Annotated in this window: 15 protein-coding genes and 1 pseudogene; 7 read left to right on the top strand and 9 right to left on the bottom strand. The window is 73.4% G+C overall.

From position 1 onward, the window contains the following. The first annotated feature begins 31 nt into the window (after positions 1-31). Positions 32-958 carry a DNA polymerase III subunit beta family protein gene (locus AB6N23_RS00120; protein WP_412863748.1) on the top strand — a complete coding sequence of 309 codons (927 nt, stop codon included), beginning with the start codon at positions 32-34 and terminating at the stop codon, positions 956-958. Between the two features lie 195 nt (positions 959-1,153). Here the strand turns inward: AB6N23_RS00120 and AB6N23_RS00125 are convergent. The 8 genes and pseudogenes from AB6N23_RS00125 to AB6N23_RS00160 form a co-directional block, all read right to left on the bottom strand. Continuing rightward, positions 1,154-1,828: pseudogene (locus AB6N23_RS00125) on the bottom strand (phosphotransferase family protein); the annotation flags it as partial. Between the two features lie 178 nt (positions 1,829-2,006). Next, positions 2,007-2,270, bottom strand: a complete 264-nt coding sequence (locus AB6N23_RS00130) for a hypothetical protein (RefSeq protein ID WP_412863591.1) — start codon at positions 2,268-2,270, stop codon at positions 2,007-2,009. A gap of 578 nt (positions 2,271-2,848) precedes the next feature. Beyond that, positions 2,849-3,148, bottom strand: coding sequence for a hypothetical protein (locus AB6N23_RS00135; protein ID WP_412863592.1), 300 nt, complete (start codon positions 3,146-3,148; stop codon positions 2,849-2,851). A gap of 263 nt (positions 3,149-3,411) precedes the next feature. Next, the gene (locus AB6N23_RS00140; protein WP_412863594.1) at positions 3,412-4,158 is read right to left on the bottom strand and encodes a hypothetical protein; all 747 of its coding nucleotides are present in this window, start codon (positions 4,156-4,158) and stop codon (positions 3,412-3,414) included. 380 nt (positions 4,159-4,538) lie between these two features. After that, positions 4,539-5,417, bottom strand: a complete 879-nt coding sequence (locus AB6N23_RS00145; RefSeq protein WP_412863596.1) for a nuclease-related domain-containing protein — start codon at positions 5,415-5,417, stop codon at positions 4,539-4,541. A 105-nt stretch (positions 5,418-5,522) separates the two neighbouring features. Next, entirely contained in the window at positions 5,523-5,921 is a 399-nt protein-coding gene (locus AB6N23_RS00150) for a VOC family protein (RefSeq protein WP_412863598.1), read from the bottom strand. Between the two features lie 188 nt (positions 5,922-6,109). Continuing rightward, positions 6,110-6,403, bottom strand: coding sequence for a DUF72 domain-containing protein (locus AB6N23_RS00155; protein WP_412863600.1), 294 nt, complete (start codon positions 6,401-6,403; stop codon positions 6,110-6,112). A gap of 102 nt (positions 6,404-6,505) precedes the next feature. Then, positions 6,506-7,504 carry an NAD-dependent epimerase/dehydratase family protein gene (locus AB6N23_RS00160; protein WP_412863602.1) on the bottom strand — a complete coding sequence of 333 codons (999 nt, stop codon included), beginning with the start codon at positions 7,502-7,504 and terminating at the stop codon, positions 6,506-6,508. Between the two features lie 125 nt (positions 7,505-7,629). On the opposite strand from AB6N23_RS00160, the gene AB6N23_RS00165 reads away from it, so the two are divergent. From AB6N23_RS00165 to AB6N23_RS00180, 4 genes are all read left to right on the top strand, one after another. Next, on the top strand, positions 7,630-8,142 hold the full coding sequence (locus AB6N23_RS00165; protein ID WP_412863604.1) for a hypothetical protein: 513 nt from the start codon (positions 7,630-7,632) through the stop codon (positions 8,140-8,142). Positions 8,143-8,972: 830 nt separating this feature from the next. After that, entirely contained in the window at positions 8,973-9,872 is a 900-nt protein-coding gene (locus AB6N23_RS00170) for a lytic polysaccharide monooxygenase (protein ID WP_412863606.1), read from the top strand. A 148-nt stretch (positions 9,873-10,020) separates the two neighbouring features. Further along, positions 10,021-10,587 carry a dihydrofolate reductase family protein gene (locus tag AB6N23_RS00175; RefSeq protein ID WP_412863608.1) on the top strand — a complete coding sequence of 189 codons (567 nt, stop codon included), beginning with the start codon at positions 10,021-10,023 and terminating at the stop codon, positions 10,585-10,587. A 253-nt stretch (positions 10,588-10,840) separates the two neighbouring features. Continuing rightward, the gene (locus tag AB6N23_RS00180) at positions 10,841-11,086 is read left to right on the top strand and encodes an iron chaperone (protein ID WP_412863610.1); all 246 of its coding nucleotides are present in this window, start codon (positions 10,841-10,843) and stop codon (positions 11,084-11,086) included. A 189-nt stretch (positions 11,087-11,275) separates the two neighbouring features. Here the strand turns inward: AB6N23_RS00180 and AB6N23_RS00185 are convergent, their stop codons facing one another. Then, positions 11,276-11,971: a TetR/AcrR family transcriptional regulator gene (locus AB6N23_RS00185; protein ID WP_412863612.1), complete on the bottom strand. Its 696-nt coding sequence runs from the start codon at positions 11,969-11,971 to the stop codon at positions 11,276-11,278. Positions 11,972-12,064: 93 nt separating this feature from the next. Between AB6N23_RS00185 and AB6N23_RS00190 the strand changes: the two genes are divergently transcribed. Next, the gene (locus tag AB6N23_RS00190) at positions 12,065-12,484 is read left to right on the top strand and encodes a hypothetical protein (protein WP_412863614.1); all 420 of its coding nucleotides are present in this window, start codon (positions 12,065-12,067) and stop codon (positions 12,482-12,484) included. Between the two features lie 111 nt (positions 12,485-12,595). Next, entirely contained in the window at positions 12,596-14,215 is a 1,620-nt protein-coding gene (locus AB6N23_RS00195; protein ID WP_412863616.1) for a cellulase family glycosylhydrolase, read from the top strand. Positions 14,216-14,281: the final 66 nt, after the last annotated feature.

A 14,281-nucleotide genomic window follows, 5' to 3' on the forward strand; every position in this document is an offset into this window, starting at 1 on the left:
CGGGGCGCTGGCGCGCACCGGTGGCCCACCGGTGAGCGCGCTGCGGTACTACGACGCCGCAGGCGTGCTCCGGCCGGCACACGTCGACCCCGCGACGGGCTACCGCTGGTACACCTCCGGCCAGGTCCACGCCGCTCGCCTGCTCGCGAGCCTGCGGCAAGCAGGTCTGCCGGTGGCCGAGATGGTCGCCGTCCTCGACGCCCCGGACCAGGCGCACACCGTCCTGGCCCGTCACCGCCGACGGCTCGAGGCCGACCTCGTCGCCGCCTGTGCGCACATCGACGCGGCCGCCGACCTCCTGGCACAGCCGGCACGGTGCACCATCGCCACCGAGGACCTCCTCGCCGCGGTCACGGCCGTGCGGCACGCGGTGGGCGCCGACCCCCAGTGGCCCGGGCTCGCCGGGGTCCTGCTCCACCTCGACGGGACGGCACTGCGCCTCGTCGGCTGCGACCGGTCCCGCATCGCCGTCGCGACGGTGCCCGTGCGTCAGCCCTCGGGCTCGGAGGTCCGCGTCGTCGCGCCACTCGCGTTCCTCGACGAGGTCGTGTCTGCTGCGCTGCCCCCGGCTGGCCCCGTGGCGCTCGGACCGCACCAGCTGGAGGTCCTGGGGCTCCACGGCGAGCCGCTCGACGCGGCGTACCCGGACTACGAGCGGCTCCTGCGCGTGGACGGGTCCCGGAGCGTGACGGTCACGGCCGACGAGCTGGTGGAGGCCGCCGAGGGCGCGGACGACGTCGTCGTGGTGAGGCTCGACGGTGACCGCGTGGCGCTCGCTGCGCCCGGCGCGCACGACGCCTTCGGCTTCTCCCGGACGTTCCTGCTGGACGCTGTGCGCGCGGCGCGGGGCGAACACGTCGCCGTGGCCCTCGAGGACGCACGATCTGCCCTCAGCGTCTCCCCCGCCGACCGGCCGGACGACATCGGCCTCGTCATGCCCATCCTCTTGCGCCGGTGACACCTCCGGGCGCCGGACCCGGGCCGCCAGCGCGCCTCGGATGTCCTCGCGCTGCAGCATCCGCGCGCACCACGCGAAGTGCCCGTCCTCGCCGGAGGGTGAGAACGCGGTGCTGGTCGTGAGCGCGTACGCGGCTCGGTAGAGGCTGAGCAGCCGCGCGTCGTGGCCGAAGCGGCCGGCGAAGACGGTGTCGAGCCGGGCCTCGCTGGTGCGCGCGTGCGGGCCGTACATGTCGAACACCGAAGCGGTGACAGCAGCGTCGAACGCCGGGTCGCCGATGGTGGTGAGGAAGCCGAAGTCCAGCACGGCCGTCGGGCGGCCCTGGTCGTCGACGAGCACGTTCGCGGGGATGAGGTCACCGTGGACGAGCGTGGCGGGGCGTGGCCCCAGGGTTCGCAGCCGGTGCACCGTCCGGGCGGCGACCGTGCTGACATCGGGAACGGCCCGCTCCAGCACGTCCTCGGAGCGAGCGACGCGTCTCTCCACGAGCTCGGCCAGCTGCTCGGCGAACGACCGGGCACGGCTGAACGGTGGTTCCGCGCCGAGCACGGCGAGCGTGGCCAGCGTCGGTTCCGGGGCGACCTCTGCCAAGGTGGCGAGGACGTCGGCGAGGGCTACCGCCTCCCCCTCGGTGACCGGTGCTTGCTCGCCGACCGCGGGACGCATGGGCCGTCCGTGCAGGCGGCGTTCGACCGTCGCAAGCAGTCGGCCCTCGGCGACGACCTCCAGAACGTGGGGTGTGGCGATCGAGGGCCGGGCGGCCGCAAGGGCGCTCGTGAAGGTGTGGAGGGCGTCGATCTCGGCCCGTGCGCGGGCGTGCCAGACCTTGACCACCCGGTGGTCGTCCAGCGCGAGGACGATCCCCTCCATGCCGGAACCGAGAACCGCTCCGACCGGCAGGCCGTGTTCCTTGAGCGCGGACAGGGTCGAAGGATCCACGCGGGAACCGTATGCGCACAGCGAGCAGCGGGCGAGCACCGTGCTGGTAGGGGGCCCGGTCCACGGTCAGGGCACGCCCCGTCGGAACTGCGTCAGCAGAGAGGTCGGCCTACTCGGGGAGCATCGCGCGGAGCCGCTGCAGGCCTCGGGCGACGGCATGGCGGTTCTTGCGGCTCTTGACCCACGCGGGGAGCCGGCTGGCCAGGGAGGAGTTCCCCGGCTCCTGCTCGCGCAGACCGGCGGCGACGTACCGCTCCAGGAAGTCCAGGTGAGCCGCGTCGTAGGCCCACAGCACATGACCCTCGCACGGGGTCTGCAACCAGAGGTCGAGCCCGCGGAACCGCGGACTCTCGGGAACGTCCGCGTATCGCATCCGGAGCACGCCGTGACGGGTGACGGCGCCACACCCCTCGCAACGCACGGGAACCGGGCTGATGGCGCCCCGCACGCTCCGCTCGACAGTCGCCTTGCGGCCACACCGGCGGCACCGGCCCTGCACCACGGCGGTCGCCCGAGCACCGAGCGGCATCGGGCCGCCGCCCGTGCGGGCGAAGCCACAGGTCGAGCACGCCAACCGGGACGACGTCGCGACGGCTGGTGCGCCGCAGCGGGGACAGCGCACCAGGACCTGCGACGCCCGCAGGTACCGCATCGGTTCCTCACGGTCCCGGAAGCGAGGTAGCACGGTCACGGCTGAATCATGGCGGGCGCCGCAAGGCACGTCACCGGGAATGACGGTGAGGCGTGGTCACCATGACCGTGAGCGCCGACTCCCGTCGGCGCGGTCGAGGACGCCGACGGGCCGTCCGAGCATCGGCACGAGGAGAGATCGGCGGACCAGCGCGACCACCGTCGAGGACTCGGGCACGGAGCTGACGCGGTCGGCCCGTCGTGCACGTGTCCCACTGCGGCGCGACGCGGGCGTGGTGCCGTTCGCCAGCCGGGGCGGCGTCACAGCAGGTCCGCGAGCAACCTCTCGGGTCGGTGCAGGACGTCGTACGTGCACCCGGCGTCCACACCGACCGTGAGCGTCGCCGAGGACCGCTCCGTCACGAGCGTGCCGCCGCGCGCCGCGAGGTTCTCCGCGACGAGGGTCGCGACGTCGGTCCGCGTCGCTCGCCGCGCGACCAGCGCGCGCGTGAGCTCGCCGACGAGCCCGCCCTCGCGCTCCACGCGAGCGTGAGGGCTGCCGGGCAGCCGGAGGTCGAGGTGCACGATCTCGCGGGCGCGCACGTCGACGAGGAACGGCACGACGGTGCGCAGGCCGCCCGTGAGCGGGAAAGCGCCGGCGACGGCCGCGGGGTAGCCCGCCCCGCGCCGGTCCCGGTACTGGACGACGACGGCCGGGCCCGGCTGCGCGACCGGCTCGTCGGCTGAACGACTCAGACCTGAGCGGCATGTGCCCCCTCTGGTGCTCGAGAGGTGGAGCCGAGCGCAGCTCGAGCCGCGTACGTGACAGCCGTGGGTGTGAGAGCCGGTCAGCGGCATGACCGGATGTCGTGGTCACGCCTCCGCTACGTCAGGTCGGGGGGCTCAGGCAGGTTCAACCGTGTGGTGAGGCGACTGATGAGCGCGGTGACGTCCGCCCGTGCGATGCCTACGGGGTGGGTGCGATCGATCGTCTCGACCGGCCGCTCGATGGCGGCCGTCACCATGGCGCCGACCCGCACTCGAACGGCCGGCCGCGCTACGTCGAACCAGTAGAAGATGTTCGCCAGCTTGACCGGCGACCGTGACCACCACTCCGCCCACGAGTCGTCAGCCAGGAGATCGAGCAGCCTGCTGAGCTCGTCGAGATACGCCGTGGGCACGCCGTTGGTCGGTCCTCCTCCGACGACGCGCAACTCATGGGGTTGCTCGGGAGCGCTGGCCCCGCGCCCTTCAGCCGTCACCGGCCACCGCCGCACGCCGGCGCCGGCGCCGGCGCCGAGATCCTGCTCCACCGCCGCCTTCGCTTGGTGGAGCGCATTCGCCAGTGCGGTGCGGTTCCACCCGCGGGCGACGCCGAGTCTGACCAGGCCCGCGTGGAGCATGTCGGATACGAGCCAGCCGGCTTCGGCCGGTGAGGAAGAGTCCCAGTCGCGGTGCATTCGCGCGGTGAGGAGCTCCTGCCCGTCAGGCCTGTCGCAGTGCACGAGGACGGTGATCCCGGCGGCGTCAGGGCGGCTGTTCGGGTACAGTGCGACAGCGATCGATGATGCTGGCCCAGTGAGCCCGGACTGGGACACGGCCTGCTGGTAGTGCTCGGCGGTCAAGGTCACGGCCTCCGCCCTGGCCGGGGCCGCAACGGCAGCCGTCTGGTCGTGTACCCACAGGTGCCGTAGACGAGGCACAGCACGACCTCCTCCGGAGTTGCGGCGCCGTCGCGGGGGCCGCGCGATCCTGCGTCGCGACGAGCGGACGACGTGAACGGCGGCGGGTTCGAGCGAGCGTAGCCCTCGTCAACGAAGGCGTGAGCGAGCACTCGCACCGGCGAGCACGCGTGGAGCCGTCACGGTGCACCAGCTGCATCAGCGCGTCATTCGGGTGCACGACCGTGCGCCTCGCTCCCGAGCCCCCCGTGGCCGATCGGCCGGGCACACAAGAGGCACACCTCTCGGGTAGCGCGGCCCCCTCCTCGCAGGTCCTCGACCGGCTGAGTTCAACGCCACGTCGTGTCCCGTCGCGCGATGTCGCCGATCGCCTCGACCTGGCTGACGTCGAGTCGCGTCGGCAGGCCCTGCAGGTACGCGCGGAGTCGCCGCCGGGCGACCACGACCACTGCTCCGTCCCGTGGCTGCTGCTTCACGGTGAAGCCGCGGCGCGCACCCACCACTGCGATGACGCCCACCACCCCGACGGGGAAGCCGGCGTGCTCGGTCAGCAACCGCGACGCGCGACCGGCCTCGTTGCGGCTGTTGCGGACGTACGGCACCCGCTGGCCGTTGACGATGACGGTGTCGCCGCCGACCCAGACCGAGGCGTGCGGGTCTTTCTTGGCGTTCACGGTGAACACACCCGCCGGACCGATGAGCACGTGGTCGATGTCCGCGTCCCGATGCCCCACGCGCACGGCGTGCAGGACTCGCCACTGCGGACCGAGGGTCGCGATCTGCGCCGCGACCGCCTCCTCGCCGTCGGCGCCGATCCGCCACGCCCGTTCCTCGGTCCTGACGTCGAAGAGGCGCGCGAGGAAGCCCGTGAAGCGGCCCTGCGCGGCTCGTGCGGCGAGGGCCTGCTCGCGGGCGGCCCTACCGGGACGCGCACCGCTGATGTCGGACCACGCAGGAGGAGCTTCGGCCGAGCGCCGCTCGCGCGTTGCCGTCGGCGCCGCACCGAGGTCACCCGACGCGTCGGTGCCGCGCCGAGAAGTCAGGTGGGCGTCGATCGCTGCCTTCAGCAGCGGCAGGTTCGAGAGATCGTCGGAGTGGAACCGGCCCGTCTTCAGGTCGAGGTAACCCAGCGCCGTCCCACCGGCCGTCTCCGCGTACAGCCGCTCGTGCCCGTAGCGGGCCCACCGCCGCACGCTCCAGCTCGTCACCCTGCCCCCGTCGGTCGAGGCGGGCACCTGACGCCGCCATGTGCAGCAGATCGGCAGAAGCTGCCGGCACCTGAACCGCTGCCGGCGATGCCGGCTGGCGAACGATCACGCCTGCGCGGCCGCCTCCTCCTCCGAGCGCAGCACGCAGAAGAGGTTGCCCTCCGGATCCGCGAGCGTCACCCAGCCGGTTCCCGGTCCGTGGATCCCGCGATGGTCCTCGTGCAGCGTCGCCCCGTGCGCGAGCAGCGACCGGACCTCGTCATCGCGGTCCGAGGACCTGGGCCGGAGGTCGAAGTGCACGCGGTTCTTGCCGGGCGTCGGGTCCGGGACCTCGATGAAGAGGATCTGGTGGCCGGTCTGCGGGTCGCGGATGATGCACTCGTCGTCACCCGGGTTGTTGGGGTCGTCCTCGAGGTCCGAGTAGGCGAGCACCACCCGCCACCACTCGGACAGCGCATAGGCGTCGCGGCAGTCGACCGTCGTGTGCGAGACGAAGGCGCTCATGGCAGCACGCTCGCGCGGACGCCGTCTCCGAGCAAGGGCATTCGCTGGGTGACCCAGCCGAGCTGCCCGCAGGAAGCTCCGGGAGGCAGGCACCGGGAGGCAAGCACCGGAAGGCAAGCACCACGGCGTCCTGGACCGGCCGGTGCGTCGGCACCGGCGAACGAGGGACGTCGCCGACGGTCCGGCTGTCAGAGCAGAGCGAGGAACCGAGGTGTGGTCCGGAACGCCCCGACCTGGCCCCGTGCGCTGTCCGGCAGAGGCTGCTTCAGCCGCCGGTAGGTCCGGCTGCCGGACTCGTGGGTGACGACCTGCCACGCCTTGATCGTGAACTCGAAACCGGCCGGTACCTGGGCTCGCCAGCGCCTCAGCACGGCGTCGGACGGCGGTTCGTAGAACGTGTGCTGCACCTCGAGGACGGGGAAACGACGGACGTACGACGCCTGGGAGACCGTCCAGCCGCACAGCCCCACGTGAACACCCACCCGCCTGTCCCACCCGGCTGCAGCGCGGTCGGACCGGTGCCGCGCTCCGCATGATCGGGAGCGCCATGCTGCCGGTCCTGGCAGGCGCGTCTGCGCGGCCCGTCACAGCGGGCGGGGTCGGTAGGCCTCCAGGAGTCGTTCCGTGAGGGCCTCGAACTGCGGGTCGACCACCCGGCGCGCGGGGTCGGCGTCGTGCCACGCGACGATCTCGCGGGCGCCCTGCGCGAAGGGGATGCGGGGCGAGAACTGCGGGACCAGCCGCCGGATCTTCGTGTTGTCGAAGATCGTCGTGTGCGCCTTGTCGCCGAGGATCCCGGCGCCCAGCTCGGGGTCGGCCGCGGCGATCGCCTCGGACGCGACGTGCACGAGCCGCGGCTCGTCGACGCCGGCGGCCCGGGCCATCGCGAGGTGGATCTGGTCCCACGACGGCGCCTCGTCACCGGTGATGTGGAACGCCTCGCCGATCGCCTCCTCGCGCCCCAGCAGCCCGACCAGGCCGACCGCGACGTCGGCGCTGTGCGTGAGGGTCCACCGCGACGTCCCGTCCCCGGGGACGACGACCTCCAGGCCGCGGCGCATCCGGTCGACCACCGTCCAGCCGCCGTCCATCGGGACGAGCGTGGCGTCGTAGGTGTGCGACGGGCGCACGATCGTCATCGGCAGGCCGGTGTCGCGGTACGCGCGGACGAGGAGGTCCTCGCACGCGATCTTGTTCCGCGAGTACTCCCAGAACGGGTTGCGCAGCGGCGTCGACTCGACCACGGGCAGGTGCGTCGGGGGCGTCTGGTAGGCCGAGGCGGAGCTGATGAACACGTACTGCCCGGTCCGGCCCGTGAACAGGTCGAGGTCGGCCTGGACGTGCGCGGGGGTGAACGCCGCGAACTCGACGACGGCGTCGAACTCCTCGTCCCCCAGCGCGGCGCGGACCGACTCCGCGTCGCGGACGTCGGCGTGGAGCACGCGGGCGCCGTCGGGCACCGGACGCGTCGTCGACCGCCCGCGGTTGAGGAGTGTGACCTCGACGCCCTCCGCGACGGCCCGCCGGGCCGCCTCCGTGCTGATGATGCCGGTCCCGCCGATGAACAGGGCGCGCAGTGCCATGTCCGCAGGATACGGACCGGCGTGGCCGCCGCCGGACCGGTGAACCTGCTCGCCCGCCGTCGCCCCGGGCGGGCGACCTGTGGCACGGTGCTGGCCGTGGACCCCCGACCGGAACCCGACCCGAGGTGAGCTGGCACGCCCCGGACGACGCGATCAGGGCGGCGTTCCGGCAGCTGCGGGACGACCTGCGCACCGAGCTGTCCGACCGGGCGGCCGTCACGTCGCCGGAGCCTCCCCGTGGGGCCGGGCCCGAGGGCCGGGACTGGGACCCGGACGACGTCGCGATCACCCCGCGGGCGAGAGGCGCCGCCCGCGTCTGGTGGAGCCAGAGCGCGAGCAACGTCCAGGTCGGCGCGGGAGTCGGCGGCGCCTCCGCGAACTGGCAGCTCCCGCGCGACGACACGGCCGTCGCCGTCGTGCGCCAGGTGGTCGACGCCGCGGTCGCCGGCCGCGTCCAGCCCGGCTGGGGCGAGGTGGACTACGGCGGCCGGCTGGGCGTCGTGCGCGCCGGCTGCTGCCGCGTGTCCCTCCTCGACGGCACCCTCCTCGAGGACCGCAGCCTGGCCGCCCGTCAGCGCGCGCGGGTCTTCCCGGCCGGCCCCGTCGAGTGGGGGCCGTGGTCGGAGCCGTACGTGTAGCGCCACCCGGCGCCCGACGGAGGCGGCGGCACCAGGAGGTCGTCCAGATCGATCTGGGCGAAGCGAGCCGCGCTCAGCTCCTCACGGGCGGTGCGGACGCAGTCCGCCACGGCTGCGCTCCGACGTCGTCACCGTGCCGTCCCGGCGGGAGCGCCGGGTGAGGGAGCCACGCCTTCGGGTCATCGTTCCCCCTCGGTACGCCCGCACGGAGGTTCGGCGCGCACCACAGTGTCCAGGGCGGGTGCCGTCCTCGGCACCACCGATCGAGGGACGCCGCGGACGGCCGGCCCGGCACGCCAGGTCGCGGGGTTCGTGCGAGGTCGCGGGCTCGAACCCGCGTCCTCGCGAACGACCCGCGAGCTGGCCGGTGGAGCCGGTGCGGCCGACCCACGGGCCGCGCCACGTGCACTCCCTCGCTGGACACGTCGACGGGCGTACGGGGCCGACGGGGCCGAGGTGGCGTGCCGCGGCCGCCGTCGCCGGGGCGCGTCCCGGCGTCCACGACGGGCCGAGCCGGGTCGGTCTCGTGCCGTTCCGTATGGTGCCGGCGACGCGGGCACCATGACGCGAGGTCGCGGGCACCGTCCCAGATCGCGGGCTGGAACCCGCGCGCTCGCGCGCAGCCCGCGACCTCGCCGGTGGAGCCGGGTGGGCGGCTCCTCGCAGCCCGGGCGGAGGGACGAGCCCTCCGGGGGGTGCCCCGGACGCGTGGTTCGACCGACGTCGGCGCCCGTTGCTGAAACGGTTCTGCACCTGTCTGTCGGGATCGTCGGACCGTACGTTCGAACGCGCCGCTATGTCCGACCCCCCACCCGGTCGAGGTGACCCCCATGAGATCTGTCGCTCTTCCCCGTGCTCCGCGGTCCACCGCCGCACGGCTCCTGCTGTCCGTCATGACGGTGCTGGCACTGACGCTCGCGCTGCTGACCGCCGCTCCCCCGTCCGCCCAGGCGCACGGGTGGATCTCCGACCCGCCCAGCCGGCAGGACCTCTGCTACACCGGCGCCGTGAAGGACTGCGGCCCCGTCCAGTACGAGCCGTGGAGCGTGGAGGCCCGGAAGGGCTCGATGCTGTGCTCCGGCGGCGGGCGCTTCACCGAGCTCGACTCGACCCGCGCCTGGCCGCGGCAGGCGCTCAAGACCAACCAGACGTTCACCTGGGACATCGTCGCGAACCACTCCACGTCGACGTGGGAGTACTTCGTGGACGGCCGCCTGCACACCACGATCAACGACAACGGGGCGCTGCCGCCCAAGCGGTTCACGCACCAGATCAACAACCTGCCCGAGGGCAACCACACGATCTTCGTCCGGTGGAACATCGCCGACACGGTGAACGCCTTCTACCAGTGCATCGACGCGTACATCACGCCCGGCGGCAACCCGGCGCCGCAGCCGACGACCACGCCGACGCCCCAGCCGACGTCGACGACCCCGGCGCCGCAGCCGGGCACCGGCGCCTGCACCGCCACGGTCCGTGCCGCCAACTCGTGGGGCGGCGGCTTCCAGGGTGAGGTCACCGTGAAGGCGGGCAGCGCGGCGATCAACGGCTGGAAGGTCACCGTGAACGGCGCGACCATCACGCAGGCGTGGAGCTCCACGCTCAGCGGCAGCGACACGCTGGCCAACGCGGGCTGGAACGGCAGGCTCGCCGCCGGCGCCTCGACGACCGCGGGCTTCATCGCCAACGGCAGCGGCAGCGGCCTGACCGCCACCTGCACCGCCAGCTGACCGGTACCGACCGGCACGACGACGACCGGCCGGGGCGACGACGCCCCGGCCGGTCGTGCGCGTGCGGCACGTCGCCCGGCTGCGGCTCCCTTGCCGGTACCTCCGTGCCGCTGCCACCCTGGAGCCCCCGTCCGGCCGGAGGCCACCCATGGGCACGCTGATCTACGCCGCCAACGTCTCCCTCGACGGCTACCTCGAGGACGAGGGCGGCGCCTTCGACTGGTCGGAACCCGACGACGAGGTGCACGCGTTCTGGAACGAGCACGAGCGGGGCATCGGCACGTCGCTCTACGGCCGGCGCATGTACGAGACGATGCGGGTCTGGGAGACCGACGACTGGCTCGCGGACGAGCCCGCCGTCGTCCGGGAGTACGCGGGCATCTGGCGCGACGCCGACAAGGTCGTCTACTCGACGACCCTGCAGGAGGTGACGACGGCGCGGACCCGCATCGAGCGGGCGTTCGACCCCGAGGCGGTGCGACGGCTCAAGGAGGCGTCCGACGCGGACCTGAGCGTCGGCGGCGCGGCGCTCGGGGCCGAGGCGTTCCGGCACGGGCTCGTCGACGAGTGCGTGCTGCTCGTCTACCCGGTGCTCGTGGGCGGCGGCAAGCAGGCGCTGCCGCGGGGCGTGCGGCACGACCTGGAGCTGCTGGACCACCGACGGTTCGGCAACGGCGTGGTCCTCCTGCAGCACGCGGTCCGCAGCGCGGCCTGACGTCCGTGGCGCCCGGGCGGGAGCGTCGCGTCGCGACGAGGTCAGGGCGTGGCGGTGACGAGCCGCATCGCGCCCTGGCCGGACGCGCACGGGTCACCATGGCCAGGTCCCACCACCGACCCCGAGGGGGACGCCACCATGACCACGCCGGCCGACCAGGACGCCTACATCGCCGCCGCGCCCGAGCCGTTCCGGCCTGCGCTCACGGGGCTGCGCGCGATCCTGGCCCGCACCCCTGCCCGACGCGGAGGAGATGGTGGCGTACGACATGCCCGGCTTCCGGATCGGCGGCACGGTCGTCGCGAGCTACGCGGCGTTCAGCAGGCAGTGCGGGCTGTACGTGCTCGCCGACGCCGTCGCCCGGTACGCCGACGAGATCGCGGCCGCCGGCCTGAAGTCCACCAAGACCGGCATCACGTTCACGCCGCGCCGCCCGATCCCCGAGGACCTCGTCGAGCGGCTGGCACGGGCGTCACGGGAGACCGCCGCCGGCTCGTGACGTGGACGCCGGGCGCGCGAGGTCGCGGGGTGCGCGCGAGGTCGCGGGGTATGTCCGAGGTCGTGGGTCGCAGCCCGCGAGGTCGCGAGGTACCCGCGATCTCGCGTTTCGGCGGGGGCCGACCCGGTGGTCGCGCGGGACGTCCGTGGCTCACCGGCCGCGTCCGGGCGGGCAGGTGCCGACCGCGGGTCAGCCCGCCGCCGCGGCGAGCAGGCTCTCGACCTCCGTCTCCAGCAGGAGGCCGGCATCGAGACCCATGCCGGCGAGGGCGCCGGTGATCTCGAGCGAGACGAGGCCGTGGACGCGGGACCACGCGAGCACGGCGAGCCGGAGCGCCGCCGGGGGGAGGTCCCCGGGCGCGCCCATCCCCTGCGCCCAGCGGGTCAGCGCGTCGTCGAGCGGGGTGGCGCCGGCGGGTGCGGACGCCGCGGCGATCTCGCCCAGCGCGACGAGCACGGGAAGCATCCCCACGTTGACCGCGACGACGCCGGCCGGCGGGTCGGGGACGCCCCGCGACCGGTCGGAGAAGAGCATCGTGTACCGGCGGGGGTGCGCCGTCGCCCAGGCGCGGTAGGTGGTGAGCGCGAGCCGCAGGCGCGCGTGCGGACCCTCGTCCGTCGCGCCCCCGACGGCGTCCGCGACGGTCGAGCCGAGGTCCGCGTACGCGTCGACGACGAGCGCCGAGAGCAGTGCCTCGCGCGACGCGAAGTAGCGGTAGAGCGCCGGGGGCGTCATGCCCATGCCCTTGCCGACGGACGCGATCGTCACGTCGTGGGCGCCGCCCGCGTCGAGCAGCTCGAACGCGCGCTGCTTGATCTCGTCGACCGTCTGCTGCCGCAGGCGTTCACGGCGCGGGACGGGCTCATCGGCGGCGGTCGGCGACACATCGGCAGCGTAGTGCCGTTGCATCCGCTACGGCGCGACAGTAGCGTTATGGCGCGTAACCGAACTGAAGCACCGTAGCGACCAGGAGCCGTCATGATCACCACCACCGCCTCCCCCACCGTCGCCGCTCCGCCTCGGCGCGGCCCGGACCGCGTCGGCCGCGCGATCATGGCCCTCAACGCCGTCGCCGCCCTGGCCGCGTTCGCGAGCGGGCTGGTGATCACCGCCGGCGTGACGGACGACCGCCTCATCAGCGAGATGTGGCGGACGCTCGCCTACGTCGTCTTCGCCGGCATCTGGACGCTGCTCGCCGTCGCACCGCGGCGCCACCCGGGCCTGTGGGAGCTCCTGCTCTTCCACAAGGGCGCGGTCTCCGTCTACTCCTTCGCCATGTGGGACCGCCTGGCCGACGCGCCGGAGACGGCGCTCGTCGACCTGGTGGTCACGGTCACCACGGCGATCGCGTACGTCCTGTGCCGCGGCTGGCGCGCGTGGCGGCGACCCACGTCCTGACGTCGTCGGTCCGGACGTGCACCGGGCATGTGAAGCGCTTCGACGACTGCCCGCGGGGGCACGGGCCTGGTGGGATGCCGTGACCGTTGAAGCCCGTCGGAGGGAACTCCCGTGCACGTCCTGCGCAAGGTGCTGACCGCGACCGCGGCGGCTGTCGTCGCCGTCGTCGGCTCGATCGCCGTCACCAGCACGGCGAACGCCGCCGCCGGCTGCAAGGTGGACTACACCGTGGCCGGCCAGTGGCAGGGCGGGTTCCAGGCGGGGGTGCAGGTGACCAACCTGGGCGACCCGGTGACCACCTGGGACCTGCGCTTCTCCTTCGGCGCCGGGCAGACCGTCAGCCACCTGTGGAACGGCACCGTGACGCAGTCGGGTGCGGCCGTCTCGGTCCGCAACGCCGGCTACAACGGGTCGATCCCCACCAACGGGTCGGCGTCGTTCGGCTTCATCGGCACGTCGGCCGGGAGCAACCCCGCGCCGACCGGCTTCACGCTGAACGGCGTCGCCTGCACGGGCAGCCCGGTCACGCCGACGTCCACGCCGTCGACGTCGCCGACGTCCACGCCGACCCAGACGCCGCGGCCCACCCCGACTCCCACGCGGACGCCCACGCCGACGCCGACCCCCACCGGCGGGCCGGTGACCGTCGGCGCGACGCAACTCGTCGCCGACATGGGCGCGGGCTGGAACCTGGGCAACCAGCTCGAGGCGAACATCGACGGCGTCCCGAGCGAGACGGCGTGGGGCAACCCGGTCGTCACGGGCGCGCTCCTCGACCGCGTCAAGGCTGCCGGCTTCCGCACCGTGCGCATCCCCGTGTCGTACCTCGCGAAGATCGGCCCGGCCCCGAGCTACACCGTCGACGCCGCGTGGCTCGCCCGGATCCGGCAGGTCGTGGACCTGGCGTACGACCGCGGGCTGCACGTCGTCATCAACATGCACGGCGACGGGTACAAGAGCGTCGGCGGCGCCTGGCTCATCTGCGACGCCCCGAACCAGGACCAGATCAGGGACAAGTACCGGGCCGTCTGGCAGCAGGTGGCGTCGACGTTCCAGAACTACGGCGGCCGGCTGATCTTCGAGTCGATGAACGAGAACTTCGACGGGCAGTACGGCGCCCCGACGCAGCCGTGCTACTCGAACATCAACGCGTACAACCAGGTCTTCGTCGACACGGTCCGGCGGACCGGTGGCACCAACACCTCGCGGTGGCTGCTCGTGCCGGGCTGGAACACCAACATCGACTACACGACCGGCAGCTACGGCTTCGTCATCCCGACCGACCAGTACCGGTCGACGGCGATCCCCGCGGGCCAGCAGCGCCTCATGATCTCGGCGCACTACTACGACCCGTGGGACTTCACCGGCACGGAGAGCGGCGCGATCACGCAGTGGGGGCCGAACGCGGCCGACCGCGCGCGGACCTCGACGTGGGGCCAGCAGGACTTCATGGACGCGCAGCTGAAGAAGATGCACGACGCGTTCGTCGTCAAGGGCTACCCCGTCTTCATCGGCGAGTACGGCTCGATCGACAAGACGACGTTCGACGCGACGAACAACCGGTACCGCGCCGACTACGCCGGCACCCTCGTCGCGACGGCGAAGAAGTACGGCGCGGCCACCGCCTACTGGGACAACGGGTACAACGGCCAGTACGGGTTCGGGCTGTTCGACCGGCAGACCGCGACGGTGACGCAGCAGGGCATCATCGACGCCATCATGGGCCGCTGACCGCAGCCGACGCGCGCACCGCCCGCTGACGTCCTCCACCCGCGCACCGCCCGTCCGGTGCGCGGG

The sequence above is a fragment of the Cellulomonas pasadenensis genome, from assembly GCF_047229365.1.
Classification (GTDB): Bacteria; Actinomycetota; Actinomycetes; order Actinomycetales; family Cellulomonadaceae; genus Cellulomonas.